The sequence below is a fragment of the Streptomyces sp. PT12 genome (genome assembly GCF_003311645.1).
In the GTDB taxonomy this organism is placed as follows: Bacteria; Actinomycetota; Actinomycetes; order Streptomycetales; family Streptomycetaceae; genus Streptomyces.
Map to the genome: position 1 here is coordinate 20,411 of NZ_QEST01000216.1, position 23,086 is coordinate 43,496.

The 23,086-nt window shown below is 73.2% G+C and carries 19 protein-coding genes, 2 tRNA genes and 1 riboswitch; of the genes, 13 read left to right on the top strand and 8 right to left on the bottom strand.

Annotated elements, in window-relative coordinates; translation table 11 throughout:
- Positions 1-22 precede the first annotated feature (22 nt).
- Entirely contained in the window at positions 23-271 is a 249-nt protein-coding gene (locus tag DEH69_RS23165) for a hypothetical protein (protein WP_113688932.1), read from the bottom strand.
- Between the two features lie 650 nt (positions 272-921).
- Between DEH69_RS23165 and DEH69_RS23175 the strand changes: the two genes are divergently transcribed.
- Positions 922-1,269 (top strand): hypothetical protein, encoded by a 348-nt coding sequence (locus DEH69_RS23175; RefSeq protein WP_113688934.1) that lies wholly within the window; start codon positions 922-924, stop codon positions 1,267-1,269.
- A 4-nt stretch (positions 1,270-1,273) separates the two neighbouring features.
- Here the strand turns inward: DEH69_RS23175 and DEH69_RS23180 are convergent.
- A tRNA-Gln gene (locus DEH69_RS23180) sits at positions 1,274-1,345 on the bottom strand.
- Between the two features lie 145 nt (positions 1,346-1,490).
- On the opposite strand from DEH69_RS23180, the gene DEH69_RS23185 reads away from it, so the two are divergent.
- The 10 genes from DEH69_RS23185 (at position 1,491) to DEH69_RS23230 (ending at position 13,701) form a co-directional block, all read left to right on the top strand.
- Positions 1,491-2,819, top strand: coding sequence for a sensor histidine kinase (locus tag DEH69_RS23185; RefSeq protein WP_113688935.1), 1,329 nt, complete (start codon positions 1,491-1,493; stop codon positions 2,817-2,819).
- 24 nt (positions 2,820-2,843) lie between these two features.
- Positions 2,844-4,118 (top strand): cytochrome P450, encoded by a 1,275-nt coding sequence (locus tag DEH69_RS23190; protein ID WP_113688936.1) that lies wholly within the window; start codon positions 2,844-2,846, stop codon positions 4,116-4,118.
- A gap of 97 nt (positions 4,119-4,215) precedes the next feature.
- The gene (locus DEH69_RS23195) at positions 4,216-5,211 is read left to right on the top strand and encodes a transglycosylase family protein (protein WP_113688937.1); all 996 of its coding nucleotides are present in this window, start codon (positions 4,216-4,218) and stop codon (positions 5,209-5,211) included.
- 332 nt (positions 5,212-5,543) lie between these two features.
- A riboswitch (cyclic di-AMP (ydaO/yuaA leader) is annotated at positions 5,544-5,677 on the top strand.
- 3 nt (positions 5,678-5,680) lie between these two features.
- The gene (locus DEH69_RS23200) at positions 5,681-6,349 is read left to right on the top strand and encodes a transglycosylase family protein (RefSeq protein ID WP_113688938.1); all 669 of its coding nucleotides are present in this window, start codon (positions 5,681-5,683) and stop codon (positions 6,347-6,349) included.
- A 238-nt stretch (positions 6,350-6,587) separates the two neighbouring features.
- Entirely contained in the window at positions 6,588-7,868 is a 1,281-nt protein-coding gene (gene eno / locus DEH69_RS23205) for a phosphopyruvate hydratase (RefSeq protein ID WP_113688939.1), read from the top strand.
- Positions 7,869-7,950: 82 nt separating this feature from the next.
- The gene (locus DEH69_RS23210) at positions 7,951-8,445 is read left to right on the top strand and encodes a septum formation initiator family protein (protein ID WP_113688940.1); all 495 of its coding nucleotides are present in this window, start codon (positions 7,951-7,953) and stop codon (positions 8,443-8,445) included.
- Between the two features lie 99 nt (positions 8,446-8,544).
- Complete coding sequence (locus DEH69_RS23215) at positions 8,545-9,066, top strand: DUF501 domain-containing protein (RefSeq protein ID WP_113688941.1); 522 nt, start codon at positions 8,545-8,547, stop codon at positions 9,064-9,066.
- Positions 9,063-10,037 (top strand): Ppx/GppA phosphatase family protein, encoded by a 975-nt coding sequence (locus DEH69_RS23220; RefSeq protein ID WP_113688942.1) that lies wholly within the window; start codon positions 9,063-9,065, stop codon positions 10,035-10,037. Before DEH69_RS23215 ends, DEH69_RS23220 begins: the two co-directional genes overlap by 4 nt.
- A 751-nt stretch (positions 10,038-10,788) precedes the next feature.
- Entirely contained in the window at positions 10,789-12,216 is a 1,428-nt protein-coding gene (locus DEH69_RS23225; RefSeq protein WP_113688943.1) for an NAD(P)/FAD-dependent oxidoreductase, read from the top strand.
- A gap of 195 nt (positions 12,217-12,411) precedes the next feature.
- Positions 12,412-13,701, top strand: a complete 1,290-nt coding sequence (locus DEH69_RS23230) for a cyclopropane-fatty-acyl-phospholipid synthase family protein (protein ID WP_113688944.1) — start codon at positions 12,412-12,414, stop codon at positions 13,699-13,701.
- Between the two features lie 91 nt (positions 13,702-13,792).
- Here DEH69_RS23230 and DEH69_RS23235 read toward each other — a convergent pair whose 3' ends face one another.
- Together DEH69_RS23235 and DEH69_RS23240 are read right to left on the bottom strand one after the other, a co-directional pair.
- Positions 13,793-16,339, bottom strand: coding sequence for an ABC transporter permease (locus tag DEH69_RS23235; protein ID WP_113688945.1), 2,547 nt, complete (start codon positions 16,337-16,339; stop codon positions 13,793-13,795).
- A gap of 77 nt (positions 16,340-16,416) precedes the next feature.
- The gene (locus tag DEH69_RS23240) at positions 16,417-17,196 is read right to left on the bottom strand and encodes an ABC transporter ATP-binding protein (RefSeq protein ID WP_113688946.1); all 780 of its coding nucleotides are present in this window, start codon (positions 17,194-17,196) and stop codon (positions 16,417-16,419) included.
- A gap of 429 nt (positions 17,197-17,625) precedes the next feature.
- Between DEH69_RS23240 and DEH69_RS23245 the strand changes: the two genes are divergently transcribed.
- Positions 17,626-17,707 (top strand) — tRNA-Leu (locus tag DEH69_RS23245).
- A 504-nt stretch (positions 17,708-18,211) separates the two neighbouring features.
- Entirely contained in the window at positions 18,212-19,069 is an 858-nt protein-coding gene (locus tag DEH69_RS23250; protein WP_113688947.1) for a Bax inhibitor-1/YccA family protein, read from the top strand.
- Positions 19,070-19,161: 92 nt separating this feature from the next.
- Here DEH69_RS23250 and DEH69_RS23255 read toward each other — a convergent pair whose 3' ends face one another.
- From DEH69_RS23255 to DEH69_RS23270, 4 genes are all read right to left on the bottom strand, one after another.
- Positions 19,162-19,464, bottom strand: coding sequence for a hypothetical protein (locus DEH69_RS23255; protein WP_113689004.1), 303 nt, complete (start codon positions 19,462-19,464; stop codon positions 19,162-19,164).
- A 101-nt stretch (positions 19,465-19,565) separates the two neighbouring features.
- Positions 19,566-20,396: a hypothetical protein gene (locus tag DEH69_RS23260; protein ID WP_113688948.1), complete on the bottom strand. Its 831-nt coding sequence runs from the start codon at positions 20,394-20,396 to the stop codon at positions 19,566-19,568.
- 247 nt (positions 20,397-20,643) lie between these two features.
- Positions 20,644-21,864, bottom strand: coding sequence for an acetyl-CoA C-acetyltransferase (locus DEH69_RS23265; protein ID WP_113688949.1), 1,221 nt, complete (start codon positions 21,862-21,864; stop codon positions 20,644-20,646).
- Between the two features lie 66 nt (positions 21,865-21,930).
- A complete protein-coding gene (locus tag DEH69_RS23270; protein WP_113688950.1) occupies positions 21,931-22,995 on the bottom strand; it encodes an SGNH/GDSL hydrolase family protein in 1,065 nt (354 codons plus the stop codon).
- Positions 22,996-23,086 lie beyond the last annotated feature (91 nt).

Here is a 23,086-nt window from a genome sequence, read left to right on the forward strand (position 1 = left end):
GCCCCTCGGACCGGTCGGTCGGTCAGCGCCGGGCCCGCCCGGCCGCCTTGACCTCGCGCGCATAGCGGTTGGTCGCAGGCAGCCAGCAGGCGATCAGGCTGGCCAGGCTGGCCAGGGCGCCGAACGCCGCCGACGCCACCAGGGTGCCGCGCGTGTCCCCCGCTGTGATGGCGAGGAACGCCAGGAGCGTGACCGAGGCCGTCAGGGTGACGAGCACCCGCGCCCAGGTCACGGCCTTCAGGCTCAGCAGCACGCAGATGGGCAGCGGCACGGCGACGATGATCAGGACGACGCCGAGCGCGGCCAGCTTGGACTGGCGCTCGTCGACGAGCAGCGCGGTCAGGGCGTCGAGCTCTCCCTCGGCGGGCAGCGCGGTGCCGAGCGCCCACGCCGCGATGCTCGACGACGCCCCGACCGCCCCCGAGCCCGTTCCGCACCCGGCGCCGCGGCCGACCGGCTACGCCGCCCCGCACGGCTACGGCTACCCCCCGCCCGCCGCCACCCTCCCCCGGCACCGGCACCGGCACCGGCACCCGCACCGGCACGCTGCTCGGCACCCCCGTCTACATGGCGCACAGGCCGTCGGCGACCCGCCCGTCGGCCCGTCCGCCGACCTCTACGCGCTGGGCGCCATCGGGTACGAGCTGCTCACCGGGCAGGCGCCGTTCACCGCGCCCAACGCCGCGGGGCTCCTCTACAAGAAGCTGCACGAGGACCCCGTTGCGCTGACCAGCCTGCGGCCCGACGCCTCGCCCCGGCTCGCCCCGGCTCGCCGCGCTGATCCACCGGCTCATCGCCCGCGACCCGGGCGACCGGCCCGCCGACGCGCACGAGCTGTTTGCGGCGCTGATCCCGCTGCTGCCCGCGAACCCCGCGGGCACCACCGCGCCGCTCGACCCCACCCGCCCGTTCTGGCACCCGATGGCGCCCTGGCCGCCCGCCAGGCCCGCCGAGCCCGACCTCACCACCGTGCTCGACGAGGTCAGACACCTGGTCGCGCTCGGGCGGTACCCCAGCGCCGCCGACCTGCTCAGCCGCACCCTGCCGCTGGCCACGAGGCGCTACGGCGAGGCGTCCCCCATCGTGCGAGGTCTGCGCAAGCCGTACGCGGCGACGCTCATGCACATCGGCGACTACGCGCACGCCCTGCCGGAGATACGGCGGCTCGCCCATGAGTTCACGCTGGAATGCGGCCCCTACGACTCCGTCGTCCTCCAGCTGCGGGCCGATGAGCAGCTTTGCCTGCGTCACCTCGGCCACGCCTCGTGAGAGGCTCCCCCGCCAGGACTTGAACCTGGACAATACGATCCAAAGTCGTATGTGCTGCCGATTACACCACGGGGGACTGCCTGTCGGGCGAAACGGCTGGCGGACCAGGCCCCTGCCGACCGGCACCCCACACTATGCCAGGCGATCCGCCACCGGTGCGACGGTACAACGGAGCGGTACCGGACTGAAAAGCTGTGGATCCCGCCCTTAGTCTGGTCAATATGAAAGCGACGGGGGCCGCGGAGACGAGTGAGCGGGGGTTCAGACTGCTCTGGTGGACGCGGCGGCGCAGCGTCCTGCTCGACGGCGCGCTCGCCCTGGCCTCGGCCGCCGAGTGCGGGGGGCAGGGCGTCGTGTTCGCGGGCCGCACGGGCCTGCCCGTCTGGCTGGTCGTCGTCCCCTGCGCGCTCGCCGGGCTGGCCCTCATCGTCAGACGGCGCTGGCCGCTGGCCGTGATCCTCCTCTCCATCGGCCTCCTCCCGGCCAACATGGGCGCCATGCTCGCCCTGGTCGGCCTCTACACCCTGGCCAGCACCGAGGCGCCCCGCCGGATCATCGGCACGCTCGCCGCGATGCAGGGCGTGGGCTCGGTGATCGTGGTGGCCCTGCTCATGGAGAGCGACGAGGGCCTCAAGCAGCAGGCGCTCCCGGCGTGGTTCACGCCGCTGGTCTCCGTGCTGTTCGGCGTGGCCTCCGTCGTTCCCCCGGTGCTGCTCGGCATGTATGTGCGGGCCAGGCGGCGGCTCGTGGAGTCGCTGCGCGACCGGGCGCACGGCCTGGAGCGCGAGCTCGCGCTGCTCGCCGAGCGCGCGGAGGAGCGCGCCGAGTGGGCCAGGGGGGAGGAGCGCCGCCGCATCGCCCGCGAGATGCACGACGTGGTCGCGCACCGGGTGAGCCTGATGGTCGTGCACGCGGCGGCGTTGCAGGCCGTGACCGCCAAGGACCCGGAGAAGGCCGCGAAGAACGCCGCGCTCATCGGCGACATGGGCCGCCAGGCCCTCACCGAGCTGCGCACCATGCTGGGCGTGCTGCGCGCGCACGAGAAGAACAGCCGCCAGGACGCGCCGTCCCGGCTCGCGGAGATCGCCGCGTCCGCCCGCGCCCAGGCACCGGCCCCCGGCGCCGAGCACGCCGGCGCCCAGGAGCGCGGGCCCTCGCTCACCCAGCTCGCCGCGCTCGTCGACCAGTCGCGGGCGGCCGGGATGACGGTGGACCTCAGCGTCGAGGGCGAGCCGCGCGGCTATGCCGAGCAGGTCGAGTCGACGGCGTACCGGGTGGTCCAGGAGGCGCTGACCAATGTCCACAAGCACGCGGCGGGGGCCTCGGCCGAGGTGCGCCTGGCGCACCGGGACGGCGAGGTCGCCGTCCTCGTGCAGAACGCCCCGCCGAGCGGCGGCGGCGGGGCGCGGCTGCCCAGCGGCGGCAACGGCCTGATCGGCATGAAGGAGCGCGTCACGGCCCTGGGCGGCGGCTTCGTCTCGGGCCCCACGGACGCGGGCGGCTTCCGCGTCTCGGCGGTGATCCCCGACCGGCGGCCCGCCCCCGACTGAGAACGCCCATGACTGAGAACGCCCATGACTGAGAACGCGGCGAACGCCGCGGCCGCGCCCGCGCCCGCCCTGTTCGGCGACGGCTTCGCGGCCGACCCCTACCCCGCGTACGCGTGGCTGCGCGAGCACGCGCCCGTGCGCCGCGAGGTGCTGCCGAGCGGCGTCGCGGCCTGGCTCGTCACGCGCTACGCCGACGCCCGCCGCGCGCTCGCCGACCCGCGGCTGAGCAAGGACCCCGGGCGCCACCGCGCCGCCGACCACGCGTCGGGCCGCGTGGGCATCCCAGGCGAGCGCGGCGCGAGGGTCATGACCCACCTCCTCAACATCGACCCGCCCGACCACACGCGGCTGCGGCGCCTGGTGTCCACGGCGTTCACGCCGCGCAGGGTGGCCGCGTTCGAGCCCCGCGTGCGCGCGCTCGCCGACCGGCTCGCCGACGGGTTCGCGGGGCGCGGAAGCGCCGACCTCATCGACGAGTTCGCGTTCCCGCTGCCCATCTACGCGATCTGCGACATGCTCGGCGTCCCGCCCGAGGACCAGGACGACTTCCGCGACTGGGCCGGGATGATGCTGCACACCGCGGGCAAGCGCGGGGGAGTAGGGCGCGCGGTCAGGCGCATGCGCGGCTACCTGGGGGAGTTGATCCACCGCAAGCGCGGCGCGCTGGGCGACGACCTGATCTCCGGGCTGATCCGCGCCTCCGACCACGGCGAGCAGCTGACGGAGGAGGAGGCCGCGGCGATGGCGTTCATCCTCCTCTTCGCGGGCTTCGAGACCACGGTCAACCTGATCGGCAACGGCATGCTCGCCCTGCTCCGCGACCCCGCCCAACTGGTCCGGCTGCGGCGGGCGTCGGACGAGGGCGACGGGAGCCTGCTCGACGCGGCCGTGGAGGAGCTGCTGCGCTACGACGGCCCGGTGGAGCTGGCGACCTGGCGGTTCGCCACCGAGCCGCTGACCCTGGGCGGGCAACGCGTCGCGCCGGGCGACCCGGTGCTCGTGGTCCTCGCGGCGGCGAACCGCGACCCGGCGCGATTCGCCGACCCCGACGCCCTCGACCTCGGCCGCGGCGACAACCCCCATCTCGGCTTCGGCCACGGCATCCACTACTGCCTGGGCGCGCCACTGGCCAGGATCGAGGGCAGGACGGCGCTCGAAACGTTGCTGCGCAGGCTTCCTGACGTCCGGTTGGCCGCCGACCCCGGAGCGCTGCGCTGGCGGGGCGGGCTGATCATGCGCGGGCTGCGGTCACTGCCCGTCGAGTTCACCCCCGAAGGTGACGCCCCGTCACGGGTGTGATCTACGTGTGATCTGGGCGGGATCGGCTTGTGATCGTGTGTGGGGAGGGCTAGGTTCCCCCTCAACCGCATCACTGTTCGCATGGGAGGCCCATCAGATGCGCTCCGGGACTGGTCGTCATCGTCGTCCGCGACAGGCTCCGGCCTTTCTTGTCGCCGCCGGCGTCACGGGCGCGGGCATCGCCCTGCCGCTGCTGAGCGGGGGGCCCGCCCAGGCCGTGTCGGACGACACATGGGATCTGGCCGCCGAGTGCGAGAGCGGCGGCGTGTGGAGCGCCAACACGGGCAACGGGTACTTCGGCGGCCTCCAGTTGACCATCGGCATGTGGGAGGAGTACGGCGGCCTCGAGTTCGCGGGCAGGCCCGACCTCGCCAGCCGCGCCCAGCAGATCACCGTGGCCGAGCGGATGCTGCTGGCCCAGGGCAAGGAGGCGTTCCCCTCGTGCGGCGTGCTCTCGGGGCTGTGGCCCGAGTTCCGCGAGGAGCGCGACGACCCCGACCGCGCGGAGGAGGCCGAGGAGGCGCAGGCCGAGGAGGAGATGGGCGGGCCCGAGGAGTCGGCCGCCCCCGAACGCACGCCGGGCGCGGACGAGGAGAGCGCGTCCCCCGACGGCGAAGCCGAGGACGGCGCCGAAGGCGAGGCGGAGGTGGGGGCAGGGGAGGAGCCCAGCACCTCGTCCCCCTCGCCGCGGCCGCCGTCGGGCGAGGCGACGGACGGCGGCGCCGACGACGCGAACGGCACGGACGACGCGAACGGCGCGGGCGACGCGAACGGCACGGACGGCGCCGACGGCGACGCGAACGGCACGGACGGCGCCGACGGCGACACGGACGGCACCGACCGCACGGGAAGCGGCCGCCACCGCGGCGACCCCGATCCCGCGGAGGCGGATCGCGCGGGCGAGGCGGGCTCGGGGCGCCACGCGGAACGGCATGAGGTCCGCAGGGGGGACACGCTGTCCGCCATCGCGGTGGACTACGGGGTACCCGGCGGCTGGCCCGCCCTCTATGCCGAGAACGAAACGGTCATTGGTGATGATCCGGACTACATACTCCCGGGGCAGCGCCTCGACTTGACGGTCACGGGGCGTTAGTTCGCCGTTCGCCAGAGCAATGTCGCGGTCGGATAAGTGTGACCATCATCTCCCTTCATTTCTGGAGTGTCCGACTCGTCCGGCCTGTCCGTGGCCCCGCTGACCTGCGTAGATAGGGCACTTGGCGCGTCAAGCCCCGCCACGCCGACGATCTTCATCGTTCTTGAACCGTTAGCTGGCGTGTGTTTAGTGTCCCTCCGCCCGGCGCCTCGTCGGGTGCCGAGGCCGTCAACGCCGAATCCTGCCGTCGGCCCGGGAGACCACCATCGCGCACCACCGTAGGCAGGAGCGGGGGACCCGAACCCGCGACCCGGAGCGCACCGCACCGGGCCTCGGACGCCGCGCCGGACCCACAGGTCCGAGGGCGGCTTGGGGTGAAGTCCCGGGGGCACAGGCGCCCTTGGGGCCGGGCACTCACCTGGCCCGAACCCGACAGCTCACCTCGCAGGCGTCGGTGAGAAGGAACGACATGCTGTTCACGGGCAAGGGCCGTCATCGCCGTCCGTCCAAGCCGACCCGTCTCGCCGCGGCGGCCTCCGTCACCGGCGCCGCGGTCGCCATCCCGCTGCTGAGCGCCACCGGCGCGAGCGCCGCCTCCGTCGACACTTGGGACTCCGTCGCCCAGTGCGAGTCGGGCGGCGACTGGTCCATCAACACGGGCAACGGCTACTACGGCGGGCTCCAGTTCTCGCAGTCCAGCTGGGAGGCCGCGGGCGGCACCCAGTACGCGGAGCGCGCCGACCTGGCGAGCAAGGACCAGCAGATCGCCGCCGCCGAGGAGCTGCTGAGCATGCAGGGCCCGGGCGCCTGGCCCGTCTGCGGCGCGCAGGCCGGACTGTCCGCGGGCGGCCCCGCCGCCGACGTGGACACCGGCGGCGCCGCCGAGGAGCCCGCCCCGGCCCCCGAGCCGGAGCCCGCTCCCGAGCCCGAGCCCGCCCCGGCCCCCGAGCCGAGCGTTGAGGCGCCCACCGGCTCGGCCGAGTCCTCGGGCGACCTGTACACGGTCGTGCGCGGCGACACGCTCTCCGCCATCGCCGACGCGTTCGGCACCACGTGGTACCAGCTGTACGCCGACAACACCGGTGTGGTCGGGGACGACCCCGACCTGATCATCCCCGGTCAGGAACTCACCCTCTGACGCGAGGCCGCGGTGGGCTGACCCACCCTCACCCGGTGCGGGGCGCCGCCCCGCACCGGGTTTTCTTCACCTTGTAAACAAAAAGATCGCACCGCCTCTGAGCTGCGGCGAAGGGGCGTCCCCCGCGGGATCGCCACGACCGTGCGCGAGCGCCGGTCCGCGGGGCGGTTAGGCTCAGAGGGCTTCACGACGCCAACGACAACAGCCACCCAAGCCACCTGGACCTAAGGAGAACTCCGTGCCGTCCATCGACGTCGTCGTCGCCCGCGAGATCCTTGACTCGCGAGGCAATCCCACGGTCGAGGTCGAGGTCGGCCTCGACGACGGCAGCACCGGCCGCGCCGCGGTGCCCTCCGGGGCCTCCACCGGGGCGTTCGAGGCGCTGGAGCTGCGCGACGGGATCGAGGACCGCTACCTCGGCAAGGGCGTGGAGAAGGCCGTGCTCGCCGTCATCGAGCAGATCGGCCCCGAGCTGGTCGGCTACGACGCCACCGAGCAGCGCCTCATCGACCAGGCGATGTTCGACCTGGACGCCACCGCGGACAAGTCCTCACTTGGCGCCAACGCCATCCTCGGCGTCTCCCTCGCCGTCGCGCACGCCGCGTCCGAGTCCCGCGACCTCCCGCTGTTCCGCTACCTCGGCGGGCCGAACGCGCACCTGCTGCCCGTCCCCATGATGAACATCCTCAACGGCGGGGCGCACGCCGACTCCAACGTGGACATCCAGGAGTTCATGATCGCCCCCATCGGCGCGGAGTCGTTCTCCGAGGCCGTCCGCTGGGGCGCCGAGACGTACCACACGCTCAAGAAGGTCCTCAAGGAGCGCGGCCTGTCCACGGGCCTGGGCGACGAGGGCGGCTTCGCCCCCGACCTCGCGTCGAACCGCGACGCGCTCGACCTCATCGTCGAGGCCATCCAGAAGGCCGGTTACACCCCGGGCCAGGACATCGCGCTCGCGCTCGACGTGGCCGCCACCGAGTTCCACTCCGACGGCGCCTACACCTTCGAGGGCAAGTCCCTGTCCGCCGACGAACTCATCGCGTACTACGCGGGGTTGGTCGAGTCCTACCCGCTGGTCTCGATCGAGGACCCGCTGAGCGAGGAGGACTGGGACGGCTGGGCGGCCGTCACCGCGAAGCTCGGCGGCAAGGTCCAGATCGTCGGCGACGACCTCTTCGTCACCAACCCCGAGCGGCTCCAGCGCGGCATCGACTCGTCCGCCGCCAACGCCCTGCTGGTCAAGGTCAACCAGATCGGCTCCCTGACCGAGACCCTTGACGCGGTCGAGCTGGCCCAGCGCAACGGGTTCAAGTGCATGATGTCCCACCGCTCGGGCGAGACCGAGGACGTCACCATCGCCGACCTGGCCGTCGCCACCAACTGCGGCCAGATCAAGACCGGCGCCCCGGCCCGCTCCGAGCGCGTCGCCAAGTACAACCAGCTGATGCGGATCGAGGAGATCCTGGACGACGCGGCGGTCTACGCCGGGCGTTCCGCGTTCCCCCGCTTCCGCGACTGACCGCGGCCCTATCGCCGTGTCCCCGCCATCCGTCCCGTACGGTGGCGGGGACAGGCACTCGGGCGGGCGAACAGGAGGCGTCGTGGCCGCGGACCGGGACCGTTTCTCGACCGCCACCAGGATCAGGGCACTGGGCGAGCAGGCGGCGGCGCGCGTCTACCGCGCGCAGACGCGGCGCCTGCGCCGCCCGCCCCGCCGCAGCCGCCTCACCGGCAGGGCCGCCGTTCTCGCCCTGGTCGTCTGCTCGTTGATCGTCGCCCTCGCCTACCCCCTGCGCCAGTACGTGCAGCAGCGCGCCGAGGTGGACGACCTGCGGCGCCAGGCGGAGGAGGAGCGGCAGCGCGTCGAGGAGCTGCGCGACGCCAAGGCCCGCTGGCAGGACCCGGCCTATGTCGAGCGGCAGGCCCGCGAGCGGCTGAACTTCGTGCGTCCCGGCGAGACCGGTTACATCCTGCCGGGCGCCGCGGAGGACGACAGCGGCGACCGCCTGTCCACCCGAGGCGCCCCGGCCGCCCGCCCCTGGTACGAGAACCTCTGGGAGGGCCTCGACGCGGCGGACGGCGCCGACCAACGCTAGAGCGGGGGCACACCAGTGCCACGGTCCGGCACCACGGGCCCGGCACCACGGGCCCGGGGCCGTTCCCAGGGCCGACGATTCGACAGAGAGCACCCTTCCGTGAACATCCCCACCCCGCGGGACGCCGCGGCCGTCGAGGCCCAGCTCGGCCGCTCGCCCCGCGGCCTCAACGCCGTGGCGCACCGCTGCCCTTGCGGCAACCCCGACGTGGTCGAGACGCTTCCGCGGCTGCCCGACGGCACCCCGTTCCCGACGACGTACTACCTCACCTGCCCGCGCGCCGCCTCCGCGATCGGCACCCTCGAGGCGGACGGCGTGATGAAGGAGATGACGGTCCGCCTCGGCGATGACCCCGAGCTGGCCGCCGCCTACCGCGCCGCGCACGAGGACTACCTCGCGCGCCGCGACGCCCTCGGGCCGCTGCCCGGCTTCCCCAGCGCGGGCGGCATGCCCGACCGCGTCAAGTGCCTGCACGTCCTGGTCGCCCACGCCCTCGCTGCGGGCCCGGGCGTCAACCCCCTGGGCGACGAGGCGCTGGCGATGCTGCCCGAGTGGTGGCGCAAGGGGCCGTGTGTGAGCGCGGATGTGAACGCGGACGGGCCTTCCGAGGTGACCCGGTGACCCGGGTCGCCGCGATCGACTGCGGCACCAACTCGATCCGCCTGCTGATCGCCGAAGCGGACCCGGCGACCGGGCGGCTGGCCGACCTCGACCGGCGGATGGAGATCGTGCGGCTGGGGCAGGGCGTGGACCGCACGGGCCGCCTGGCGCCCGAGGCGCTGGAGCGGACGTTCGCCGCGTGCCGCGCGTACGCCGCCGCGATCCGCGGGTACGGCATCACGCCGGACCGGACGCGTTTCGTCGCCACGTCCGCGTCGCGCGACGCGTCCAACCGCGACGACTTCACCCGCGGCGTCCAGGACATCCTCGGCGTCGTGCCCGAGGTGATCACGGGCGACGAGGAGGCGGAGCTGTCGTTCACGGGCGCCACGCGCGAGCTGCGCGGAACGGTCCCGCCGCCCTATCTGGTGCTCGACATCGGCGGCGGCTCCACGGAGTTCGTGCGGGGCGACACGGCGGTGCGGGCGGCGCGCAGCGTGGACATCGGCTGCGTCAGGCTGACCGAGCGCCATGGCCTGTCCGACCCGCCGACCGGTGCCCAACTCGCCGCGATGACCGCCGACATCGAGGCGGCCCTCGACCTCGCGGCGGAACGCGTCCCGCTCACCGGCACCCACACCCTGGTCGGCCTCGCGGGCTCGGTCACCACCGTCGCGGCCATCGCCCTCGGCCTGCCCGCGTACGACTCGGCGGCGATCCACCACTCCAGGGTCACGGCGGATGGCGTCCGCGAGGTCACGGCCCGCCTGCTCGCGGCGACCCACGGCGAACGCGCCGCGATCCCGGTCATGCACCCGGGCCGCGTGGACGTGATCGGCGCGGGGGCGCTGGTCCTCCAGCAGGTCATGAAACGCACTGGCGCGCGCGAGGTCGTGGTGAGCGAGCACGACATCCTCGACGGGATTGCGCACAACGTCGCAGACGAGGTCGAGCAGTCAGGCGAGGGGGATGACCAGGGAAAACACGGTTGACAAACAGCGGCGCCGCCCATCCAGGCTACTCCGGACCGGTGCCGCCGCGTGTGCCCTGGACCGGCCGCTGAGTCGTCCGCGCGGCACCGCCGCGCCTGCTGCTGCACATGCCGGGCGCGCACGCTCCCCGCGCGGTGCGCGTCCGTCGTCAGCGCGACCGGCGCGGCACCCCAGCCCGGTGACGCGCTCGGCCCGGGTGAACCAGCCGCGCGGCCGGTCGCCCAGCGGCCCCACGCCGCCGTCCGGGGCGTAGTACGTCACCGCAGCCCGCCTCAAGTCCGCCAAGGGACACGCCCCCCTGCCGCAGCAGCGCCAGCGGCGGCGCCGCGGCCATCCACCGCACCAGGCGCGGCAGACGGTGCGAACGCACCCCCGTTGGGGAGCGGGATCGTGGCGGACAGGCCCGTGGTGATCCCGCGGAGGGTATCGGTCAGGCCCGGCACCTCGGACCTGATGCCCCGCATGTCGTGCCCCGCGCGGGAACCCTCGTGAAGTTTTTCACATGATGCGCGGGCCGTTGGCGTGTCCGAGTCGCCAGGAAGGCCCCCCGAGGACCGGGAACGCGCCGGGTGCGTCGCGGGGCCATCGGCGTCCCCGGCGCCCGGCTCGCGTGCGCACCGCTCCCACCTGCGGCGTTACCCTCGCGTCGCGTCACCCCACCCAAGCGGGTGCGGGATTTTAGCACAACCCGCGACAAACCTTGTGAACCCCCTCACGAGCTGGCCCCCGAGACGGGTGGATACTCGACGATATGAGCACCACGGAGCGTCCCCGAATTCTCGTCGTTGGTGGCGGGTACGTCGGTCTGTACGCAGCCCGCCGCATCCTGAAGAAGATGCGCTACGGCGAGGCAACCGTCACCGTCGTCGACCCGCGTTCGTACATGACCTACCAGCCGTTCCTGCCCGAGGCGGCGGCCGGAAGCATCTCCCCCCGGCACGTCGTGGTGCCGCTGCGGCGCGTGCTCCCCAAGGCGGAGGTGCTGACCGGTCGGGTCACCTCCGTCGACCAGGACCGCAGGGTCGCCGCCGTCTCCCCGCTCGTCGGCCAGCCCTACGAGGTCCCCTTCGACTACCTCGTCGTCGCGCTCGGCGCCGTCTCCCGCACGTTCCCCATCCCGGGCCTGGCCGAGCAGGGCATCGGCATGAAGGGCGTCGAGGAGGCCATCGGCCTGCGCAACCACGTGCTTGAGCAGCTCGACAAGGCCGACTCGACGACCGACGAGGACGTCCGCCGCAAGGCGCTGACGTTCGTCTTCGTGGGCGGCGGCTTCGCCGGCGCGGAGACCATCGGCGAGGTCGAGGACATGGCGCGCGACGCCACCAGGTACTACCCCGGCATCCGCCGCGAGGACATGCGGTTCATCCTCGTCGATGTCGCCGACAAGATCCTCCCCGAGGTCGGGCCCAAGCTCGGCGACTGGGGCCTGGAGCACCTCAAGAGGCGCGGCATCGAGGTCCACCTCGGCACGTCGCTCGTCTCCTGCGTGGACGGCCATGTCGAGCTGAGCAACGGCGTCACCGCCGACTCGAGCACCATCGTGTGGACCGCGGGCGTCAAGCCCAACCCCGCGCTCGCGCACTACGGTCTGCCGCTCGGCCCGCGCGGCCACGTCGACACCCAGCCCACCCTCCAGGTCACCGGCACCGACCACATCTGGTCCGCCGGGGACAACGCCCAGGTCCCCGACCTGGCCGCCCGCGCCGCGGGCCAGGAGAACGCCTGGTGCCCGCCCAACGCCCAGCACGCGCTGCGGCAGGCCAAGCTCCTCGGCGACAACGTGATCGCCGGGATGCGCGGCTTCCCGCAGAAGGAGTACAAGCACTCCAGCCTCGGCGCCGTCGCCGGGCTCGGGCTGCGCAAGGGCGTGGCCATGATCAAGCTGGGGAAGCTGACCCTCCGCTTCCGCGGCAGGCTCGGCTGGTATCTGCACCGCAGCTACCACGGCATGGCGGTCCCCACGTGGAACCGGAAGATCCGCGTCTTCGCCGATTGGACCCTGGCGCTGTTCCTCAAGCGCGAGGTCGTGGCGCTCGGCGCCATGGAGCGCCCGCGCGAGGAGTTCTACGAGGCGGCGGCCCCGGTCTCGGCCGCGGCTGCGCCCGCCCCGCCCGCCGAGGGCGGCGGGAGCGGGGGAGGCGGCGGCAGCCGCGAGAAGGAGCGCGCCGCGGCGGGCTGACGCGGCGTTCGACGCCTGACACGACGAGGCGGGTGGCCACATGGCCGCCCGCCTCGCCGTTCGTCCCCCGGTCCGCACCTGTCTGCCAAAAGGGGCCCACCGCGGGAATCGACGGCGGCTTGAGGGCGTTCAGCCCTCACTGGGTGCCAAGGTTGATCGACACCGACCTGTCCTCATTCATGGAGGTGTGTCCCCATGCCCTTCGCCCCCCGGCTCGCCACGGTCGTCGAACGTTTCCTGGGATCCCCGCTGCCCGTCAGGCTGCGCGCGTGGGACGGCAGCGAGGCCGGGCCGCCGGGCGGGCCCGTGATCGTGGTGCGGCACCGAAGGGCCCTGCGCCGGGTGCTGTTCAGACCGGGGGAGCTGGGTCTCGCCCGCGCCTGGGTGGCGGGCGAGATCGACGTCGAGGGCGACCTCTACGCCGTGCTCGGCCGCATGCTCGAGCCGATCCAGGCCGAACGCTCCACCCCGGCCCGCCATACGCTCGCCGCGGGGCGCGACCTCATCCAGCTCGCCGGGCCCCGGATCCCCGTGCCGCCGCCCCTGCCCCCCGAGGAAGTGCGCCGCCGCACCGGCCCGTTGCACTCGCTGCGCCGCGACCGGCAGGCCATCAGCCACCACTACGACGTGGGCAACGAGTTCTACGAGCTGGTCCTGGGCCCCTCGATGGTCTACTCGTGCGCCGTGTGGGGCGAGGAGACCGCCGATGGCGCGGGCCTCGACCAGGCGCAGACCGCCAAGCTCGAGCTCATCTGCCGCAAGCTCGGCCTGCGCGAGGGCCAGCGGCTCCTCGACGTCGGCTGCGGCTGGGGCTCGCTCGTGCTGCACGCCGCCCGCCACCACGGCGTGCGCGCCGTGGGCATCACGCTCTCCGCCGAACAGGCCGCGTACGCGCGCGACCGGGTCGCCAAGGAGGACCTGTCCGACCGCGTGGAGATCCGGGTCCAGGACTACCGCGAGACGGCGGACGGCCCGTTCGACGCGATCTCGTCCGTCGGCATGGCCGAGCACGTCGGCGCCACCCGCTACCGCGCGTACGCCGAGCAGGTGTTCGGGCTGCTCCGGCCCGGCGGGCGGCTGCTCAACCACCAGATCGCCCGCCGCCCGATGCCCGAAGGCAGGACGTACAGGCCCGACCCGTTCATCGACGCCTATGTCTTCCCCGACGGCGAGCTCGCCCCCGTCGGCCGCACCGTCGCCCTGCTCGAACGCGCGGGGTTCGAGGTCAGGGACGTCGAGTCGCTGCGCGAGCACTACGCCCTGACGCTGCGCCAGTGGGTGCGCAACCTGGAGCGCCACTGGTCCGAGGCCGTCAGGCTCACCAGCCCCGGGCGCGCCCGCGTCTGGCGGCTCTACATGGCCGCCTCGGCCCTGGCGTTCGAGCGCGGCAGCATCGGCGTCAACCAGACCCTCGCCGTCCGCCCCACCCCCAGGGGCGCGTCCGGGCTGCCGCTGCGCCCCCGCGTCTGGACCGAGGCCAGCTGACCCCCTGACCGGCCCCCCGACGACCGCGAGGGGTGGTGGCGGGCCGCCTCAGGCCCGCCACCACCCCTCGTTCCGCGGGCGGAGCCCCGCCTCACTCGGCCTTGATGGCCTCCAGCATGTTGAGCCGCGCGGCCCGGCGCGCGGGCCACAGCGCGGCCATCACGCCCACCAGGCCCGCGATGCCGAGGAAGATCATGATCCGCGCCCAGGGCAGCACCGTGTCATAGGTCGTCAGATAGTCGCTGATCAGCTCGCCGACGGCCCAGCCGAAGAAGAGCCCGAGCCCGACGCCCAGCACCCCGCCGAACAGCGCGATCACGATCGACTCAAGGCGCACCATTCGCTTGGTCGCCCGGCGATCAAGACCGATCGCCCGCAGCATGCCGATCTCCTGCTTCCGTTCGAAGACGGACATCGCCAGGGTGTTGACCACCCCGAGCACCGCCACGATGACCGCCATGGCCAGCAGCGCGTACAGCATGTTGAGCAGGAGCGTGAAGACATGGGCGATGTCCTCGGAGACGTCCTCCTTGTCCTGCACGAGCACCGCGGGGTTGTCGCCGAGGACGCCCTCGAGGGCCGACTTGGTCGCCTCGCTCGCCCCGCCCTCGGTCTTGAGCAGCACCTCGAAGCTCTGCACGCGCTCCATGTGCGGGTCGAGCGTGGCGCTGTCCAGCACGACGCCCGTGAACAGCTGGTTCCCCGAGAAGACGCCCGAGACCGTCAGCTCCTGGGACGCGCCGTCCTCGAACGTCGTGGTGAACGTGTCGCCGGGCGCGAGGCCGAAGTCGTCCGCCGTCGTCTCGTCCATCAGGACGCCGGTGCCGCCGAAGCCCTCGAACGAGCCGTGCTCGAAGTCGAGATCGGTCAGCTCCTGGAACGCGGCCGGGTCGGCGCCCGTCAGGATCCGCGCGTCCGGGTCGTCCGCGATCAGCGCGGGCGAGGTCCGAAGACCGGTGATGACCGTGACCTCGGGCCGCTCGGCCAGAATCTGCTCGACCTCGGTCGAGAGCGGACCGAAGTTGGCCATGGAGACGAGGTAGTCGGACCGCAGCGACTCGCTTGCCATCCGCTCGATCGCCTTGGACATCGAGTCGGCGATCACGGTCATGCCGGTGATCAGCGTGAGCCCGATCATCAGCGCCGACGCCGTCGCGGCCGTCCTGCGGGGGTTGCGCACGGCGTTGAGCCTGGCCAGCTTGCCCGAGACCCCGAAGACCGCGAGCAGCGGCCTGGTCGCGGCGATCACCGGGCGCGACAGCAGCGGCGTCAGGATGAAGACGCCGATCACCAGCAGCCCCGCGCCCGCGCCCATCGTCGCGCCCTTGTCGTCCGAGCCGATGCCCGCCACCGTGAGCGCGGCGCCGCCCGCCGCGAACAGGGCGCCGATGCTGTTGCGCACGAGCAGGCCGCGCGATGTCGCGGGGGCGTGCACGCTGTTCATCGCGGCGACCGGCGGGATCTTCGCCGCGCGCCTGGCGGGCAGATACGCGGCCAGCACCGTCACGACGACGCCCACGCCGAGCGAGGCGCCCACGGCCGAGCCCGAGACGACCAGCGGCCCGTCCGGCACGGTGATGTCCATCGCGTTCATCAGGGAGCGCAGGCCCGCCGCGATCCCGATGCCCGCCGCGAGACCCGTGGCCCCGGCCACGACGCCCACCGCGAGCGCCTCGATCAGCACCGAACGCGTCACCTGGCGGCGGCTCGCGCCGACCGCGCGGAGCAGCGCCAGCTCCCTGGTGCGCTGGGCGACCAGCATGGTGAAGGTGTTGGCGATGATGAAGACGCCGACAAAGAGCGCGATCCCGGCGAACGCCAGCAGCGCGGTCCGCATCCCGCTCGTGGTCGCCTCGATCGTGTCCGCCTGCTCCTGGGCCAGCCGCTCCCCGGTCAGCGCCTCGGCGTCGTCGGGCAGCAGCGGGGCCGCGGCCGCGCGCAGCTCCTCCTGCGACGCGCCCTCTTCGGCCGTGACGGTGATCCTCGTGTACGCGCCGGGCGCGGTGAACAGCTCCTGCGCCGTCGCCGTGTCGAAGAGCACCAGAGTGCCGCCCGCGGCGACGTTGCCGTCGTCGGTGGTGAAGACGCCGGTGACGGTCTCCTCGCGCACCGGGCCGTTCACCGAGACGCGCGCGGTGTCGCCCACGCCGTACCCGGTGCGCTCGGCCGTCGTGGCGTCGAGCGCGATCTCGCCCGCGCGCTCGGGGGCGCGGCCCTCGGCCATGGGGTAGCGCTCGTCCTCGGGCGTGCCGTCGCTGCCCGCCGTGTAGTTGGCGCCGTTGGTGGCGAAGCCGTCGCCGACGAGGTCGCCTTCCCGGTCGGCCAGGGCGGCGAAGCCGGTCACCTCGCCGATGGCCGATGCCACGCCGGGCAGGGCGGCCACGTCGTCGAGGAGCTCCTGGTCGAGGTTCCGCGCGCCGCCTGGCGTTGACTCGGCGGCCTCGCTGTCCTCGTCCGGCTGTATGGCGAGGTCGACATGGGTCAGGCCCTCCTCCGAGCTGCGCTGGAACGCCTCGGAGAGGGTCGCCGTGAAGACCAGCGTGCCTGCCACGAAGGCCACGCCGAGCAGCACCGCGAGGGTGGTCATCAAGAGCCTGGCCTTGTGCGCGAGCACGTTGCGCAGGGCGGTTCTGAACATGGAGCGGCACCTAGGGGGTGTATGGGGGTGAGACCGGTGAACGGTGGGCGTGGGGCGGCGCCGGGGCGGCGCGCGTGTCAGCTGGTGCGTCCCTTGGCGTCGAAGCGCTTCATGTGCTCAAGCACCAGCTCGGCGGTCGGGTCCGGCATGTCGTCGACGATCCGGCCGTCGGCCAGGAAGATGACGCGGTCCGCGTAGGAGGCGGCGACGGGGTCGTGCGTGACCATGACGACGGTCTGGCCGAGCTCGCGCACGGAGTTGCGCAGAAAGCCCAGGATCTCGGCCCCGGCGCGGGAGTCGAGGTTCCCCGTGGGCTCGTCGCCGAAGACGATGTCGGGCTTGCCCGCCAGCGCGCGGGCCACTGCCACGCGCTGCTGCTGGCCGCCGGAGAGCTGGCTCGGCCGGTGCTTGAGCCGGTCGGCCAGGCCCACGGTCGTGATGACCTGGTCCATCCACGCCTGGTCTGGCTTGCGGCCCGCGATGTCCATGGGGAGCCTGATGTTCTCGAGGGCGTTGAGCGTGGGCAGCAGGTTGAACGTCTGGAACACGAAGCCGACGCGGTCCCGGCGCAGCTGCGTCAGCTTCTTGTCGCCCAGGTTGGTCAGCTCGGTGTCCCCGATGCGGGTGGAGCCGCTGGACACCGTGTCGAGCCCGGCCATGCAGTGCATCAGCGTGGACTTGCCCGACCCCGAGGGGCCCATGATCGCGGTGTACTGGCCCTGGACGAACTCCACCGAGACCCCGTCGAGCGCCACGACTCTCGTCTCCCCCTCCCCGTAGACCTTGGTCAGGTCCGTGGCTCGCGCGGCCGCCACGGCGGTCGCGTGGGCGGGAGGCGGAGCGGGGAAGGTGGACACGGGTCTCTCCTGTCGTTCGTCGAACGGCGGCTTTCGGACGGGTCGGTGGCCGGACCACCATCCTCGCGGAGGGCGTCGGGGCCCGGGATCCCTCCGCGTGTGGGTTCGGTGGCGTTCTTCAGAGGTACCCGCGCCGCCCCCGAGTCCTCCTCAGGTAGGAGACGAGCGCGACCCGCCTGGTGGGCGCGGGCGACATCCCTGCGTACCTAAGTGGATGCGGAGGGTTGATTTGCGTCATTCCTCGAACGGCGGAACAGGGCCTTCCAGCGGCCCGATCGGCCTGTGACCGGCCTCCGTGATGGTGATGCGCCATCAGGGGCTCATAAAATCAGACAACTTCTGTCTAGGGCACCGGTGTTCAGGGGAAGTGGCCGGATAAGCTCAGTACAGAGACTGGCGCGGACGCGCCCGGTACGGCTTGGGATCTGTGCCCGGATGGTGGAATGCAGACACGGTGAGCTTAAAACTCGCTGGCCTTCGGGCCGTGCCGGTTCAAGTCCGGCTCCGGGCACCCAGAGCCTTGCCTCTCTGACCAGCAGAGACACCCCCTTCTCTGACCGAACCCCGCGTCGCGCGGGGGCCCGTGGGGGCCCACAGATCTACGCTCACCCCCGGGTGGCGGGCCTGCGCCCCGCGCACAAACGACGCGGGCAGGGATCGCCAGGTACCAGGTCACGTGGCGCGAACGATTCGAGGACCCGACGCGGCCGCGCGATGTGTGTCGCGCGGGCTCCCTGCCTCGGTGGCCCACGGCGCCCGCCGACGCGGTGGCGCACGCGACCGGCCCGCCCACCTGGCCGAACGGCCGCACCGCCACCCCTGACCCCACTGGCCCGCGAGAAGCTGGACGGGCGGGGGGAATTCGCCGCCCGGCCCGCTCGTTGAGCGGGCAGGGGCGTGCAGAGGGAACCAACACACCCCTACCGCTCGTTTCTACGAGTGCACTACCCTGCAGTCTTTGCTAACGCATTACTCTGGTAGGCAAGGCCGTGCCGTGCGGCCATGGAGGAGTGAGATGAGGAGCAGCAACCCGGTCTTCACGCGTCGGGGGTTCAGTCGGGACGGTGGCTACGCCGGCTTCAACGCCGGACCGCAGCCGCAGACCGGGAATCCGTACGCTGGGGCACCGACCAATCCTTACGCGCAGCCGGGGAACCCTTACGCGCAGCCGCAGGTGGGTCCCCAGGGCGGAGCTGTGCCACCGGCGCCCACGCGCGCCGGCGCGATGACGATCGACAGCGTCGTCTCGCGCACCGCGCTCACGCTGGGCACCGTGGTCGCCGCGGCGACGGTCGCCTGGGTCACCGACATGCCGGTGGGCCTCGGCGTTCTCTTCGCCCTGGTCGCCCTCGGCCTCGGCCTGTGGCAGTCCTTCAAGCGCGAGGCGTCCCCCGCGCTGATCCTTTCCTACGCGGTGTTCGAGGGCCTCTTCCTTGGCTCCATCAGCAACGCGATCAACGCTGCCGCGCCAGGCGCGGCGATGCAGGCCGTGATCGGCACCATGGCGGTCTTCGCCGGCGTGCTGTTCATGTACAAGCAGCGGATCATCCGGGTCACCACCCGCTTCATGCACTTCGTGATGGCGGCGGCGCTCGGCTTCATCCTGCTGTCCCTGGTCAACGTCGTGGTCGCCATGATCGGCGGCGGCAACGGCCTGGGCCTGCGGGACGGCGGCCTCGGCGTCGTCTTCGGCATCATCGGCGTCGTCCTGGGCGCGTGCTTCCTCGCCCTTGACTTCAAGATGGTCGAGGACGGCATCGCCTATGGCGCCCCGGAGAAGGAGTCCTGGCTGGCGGCGTTCGGCCTGACCCTGACCCTGGTCTGGATCTACCTCGAGTTCCTGCGCCTGATCGCCATCCTTCAGGGCGACTAACGCGCGTGCCGCCCCTGGCGGCAGGACATCGACACAGCCGGAAGGGCCCCCGCCGACGCGGGGGCCCTTCCGGCTGTCCGTATCCCTCGGCGTCAGCCGCGCCGCCGGGGCAGCAGCGCCAGGGCCTCGGCCAACTCCCGCCGCGCCCGCGCCTCCTCGCCCACCGCCCGCAGCGCCTCGGACAGGTCGTGCCCCGCGACCGCGAGTTGGTCGCCCACCGTGTGGATCCCCGCGTCGGGGAAGGGCCGCGGCGGGAAGCCGGGGCGTTCGAGGCGCTGCGCCCGGTCGGCCAGCGCGCGGGCCAGCGCGAGCGCCTCGGCCGCCGCGCCCCGGCGCAGCCTGCTCTCCGGCAGGCGCCGCAGCCGGTCCGCCTCGGCGTCGACCGCCGCGTCCAGCGGCCCCGTGTCCACGCCGCCCGCGCTGCCCACCCCGTCCACCCCGTCCACCCCGTCGTTCACGCTCTCCGCGCCGTCCACGCGCTCCACCGGGCCGCTCCTCACTCGCTCAGGTACGACGACGCGACCACGCGGTCGGCCAGCAGGTACACGCTGTCCGCGCCGCACGAGAACGTCAGCGCGAACGCCCCCGACACCGCCGAACCACCCATCAGCACCGGGCAGTCGCCCTCCCGCACCGCCATGGCCAGCCGCTCCGCCGCCTCCTGGTGGCTCGGCGAGAGACACAGCGTCGTGCCGTCGGCGAACAGGAAGATGTCCAGCGTGCCCAGCGGCCCACGCCGCACGTCCGCGAGCGGCGTGTGCGCGTCCGCGAGGCGCGCCAGCCGGTCGGCCGTGCGCCGGTACTCCTCCGCCTCGCCGCGTTCCACGGGCTCTCCCGAGAGCGTGAACCCCGGGTGCGACGGGTGGCGGCGCCGGGCCGCGGCCAGCTCGGGCGAATCCCCGCTCCCGGCCTCGGGCTCGCCACGCTCGCCAGCCGGATAGCCCGAATCGCTCAGCAGATAGCGTTCGAGCAGGGCGTCGAGCAACTCCTCGTCGGCGTCCGCGACCTCGTATCCGAGCCCGCGCCCGGCGAGCAGCGCCCCTGGACCCTCGTGCTCCCTGGCCTCCTGCTCGGCCCAGTACGCCCGCGCCTCGGCCAGCTCGCGCTCCCGCTCGTCGGCCAGCGCCTCGGCCACCGCACGCCTGATCTCCTGCGCGGGGATCGCGGCGGGCGCGGGGCGCGCTTCGTCGTCGGCGGCGCGCTCGGCCAGCTCGCCGGTGAGCGTGGCCAGCTCGGCGCGCAGGTGAAGGGTGGTGCGCAGGGCCATGGCGCCCAGGGCAAGGGCGGTGCCTGTCGCCGCCAGCAGGATCACGGATATGGCGCTCACGGAGTCGCTCCCAGTGCTCTTGGTCCCTGACTTCTTATCCCAGGTTTCCGGGGCGCGGCCACGGCGTGCAGTGCGCAAGGTCATGAATGGGACGGGTCTTTCGTCCTGAACACGCCCCCCGCACCCCGCCGACCTGCGGCTTCGTCCTGGGTGCCGACATGGATCACATCCCGGGCCCGCTTCGGTATCGCCCGGATATACCGGGTGACGGGAGTCACTTGTCTACCATGCGCACCGCGCGCCCCGCTCAGGAAAGGCGCTCGAGCACCATCGCCATCCCCTGCCCGCCGCCCACGCACATCGTCTCCAGGCCGATCTGCTTGTCGTGCCAGCTCAGGGAGTTGATCAACGTGGTGGTGATGCGCGCGCCCGTCATCCCGAAGGGGTGACCCACGGCGATGGCCCCGCCGTTGACGTTCAGCCGGTCGAGGTCGATCCCCAGCTCGCGGTAGGACGGGATGACCTGGGCGGCGAACGCCTCGTTGATCTCCACCAGGTCGATGTCGCCGATGGACATCCCCGCGCGGGCCAGCGCCCTGCGGCTGGCCTCGACCGGGCCAAGGCCCATGATCTCGGGGGAGAGCGCCGAGACGCCGGTGGAGACGATCCGCGCGAGCGGGGTCAGGCCCAGCTCGCGCGCCCTGGTGTCGGACATCACCACGAGCGCGGCGGCGCCGTCGTTGAGCGGGCAGCAGTTCCCCGCGGTGACCAGGCCGTCGGGGCGGAACGCGGGCTTTAGGCCCGCCACGCCCTCCAGGGTGACGCCGGGGCGCGGCCCGTCGTCCGCGGCGACCACCGTGCCGTCGGGGGTGGTGACGGGGGTGATCTCGCGCTGCCAGAAGCCGTCCGCGATGGCCTTCTCGGCGAGGTTCTGCGAGCGGACGCCGAACGCGTCCATCTCCTCGCGCGTGACACCCTTCGCGCGCGCCAGGTTCTCGGCGGTCTGGCCCATCGCGATGTAGACGTCGGGGAGTTCGCCGGTGAGCCGAGGGTCCTCCCAGCCCTGGCCCCCGTGTTCGGCGCGCTCGGCGGTCCTGGCCCCGGCGGCGGCGAACAGGGGGTTGTGGGTGCCGGGCTGGCCGTCGGACGAGCCGTTCACGCTGCGCGAGACCGTCTCGACGCCCGCCGACACGAAGACGTCGCCCTCCCCGGCCCTGATCGCGTGGAACGCCATCCGCGTGGTCTGCAACGACGACGCGCAGTACCGGGTGACCGTGCAGCCCGGCACGTCGTCGAGGCCCAGGGCGACGGTGACCACGCGGGCGAGGTTGTGGCCCTGCTCGCCGCCCGGCATGCCGCAGCCGAGCATCACGTCGTCGATGTCGCCCGGGTCGAGCTCAGGCACCCGGTCGAGGGCCGCCCGCACCATGGCGGCGGTCAGGTCGTCAGGGCGCAGCTCCTTGAGCGATCCCTTGAACGCCCGCCCGATGGGGGAGCGTACGGCGGAGACGATCACTGCTTCTGGCACGGTGCCTCCCGTTGGCTGTGCGGTGGGCCGCGCCGGGTGCCGGCGCGGCCGTCACGTGCCTGGCTATCACATGGGGGTCATCTCGCGGTCCTGCTGACCCTCTTCGTGACGGCCCTCGTCCTGGTGCTCGGGGTGCCGCTCCTCCTCGGGGAGCGGGCGGCGCCTGCGCCGGCGCATCAGCGCCCAGGGCGCGCGCCTGCCGCCCGAGTCCGCCGCGCTCACCTCCGTGCCGCTCTCGGACGCCGCGCGCACCGCCGCGGCCGCCACGGGGAGCAGCCGCTCGCGCCGCCTGGCCTCGGCCCGCTCCTCGGCGGGCCACGCGGCCACCGCGTCGCACACCGTGGGCAGCAGCGCCATCGCGGCCGTGGCATAGCCGTCCGCCGAGGGGTGGTAGCGGTCGGGGCCGAACAACTCCCGTGGATTCGCGGCGAATTCGGGCCCGAGCAGCGCCCCGAGCGACACCGTCCTGCCGCCGAGCTCGACCACTGCGATGGTCTGCGCCGCGGCCAGCTGCCGGCACAGGCGTCGCGCGATCCACCGCAGCGGCTGCCCGATCGGCTCGACGGACCCCAGGTCGGGGCAGGTCCCCACGACGACCTGGCAGCCCGCGGTGCGCAGCCTGGCCACCGCCTCGGCCAGGTGCTTGACGGAACGCGCCGGGGGAACGCGCCCGGTGATGTCGTTGGCGCCGATGATGATCACGCACACATCCGGCACGGGCGCCCGGCCCGGCTCGGTCAGCAGGAGCGACACCTGCCGCTCCAGGTCGGACGACTCGGCGCCCGAGAGCGCGACGCTGTGCAACTCGACGGGGCGCTCGGACACCGCGGCGAGCCCCGAGGCGAGCAACGCGCCCGGCGTCTGCCCCGCGCGCCGCACTCCGAGGCCCACCGCCGTCGAGTCGCCCAGCATCGCAAGCCGCCAGGGCGGCCCCGGCGCTGACGCGAACGCCGTTCCGTAAATGCCCTCGGCCACCGGTGGCTCCTCGTCGGTGCCCTTGCCGACGCGCCAGCGCGTGTACCGCACCTCGGTGAGCACCAGGCCGGCCGCCGCGCCGCCGAGCAGCCCGAGCCCCCCGCCGCCGTACGCCGCGGCGGTCGCGATCCTTCGCGCCACCCTCGCCCTCGACATCCGCGTTCCACGCCTCCCGTCCGTGCCGTGCCTCCACTTGTGTCGTGCCCAGCGCGGCCCGCCGCGCAACGCAATAGGGTTCAAGCTCCGG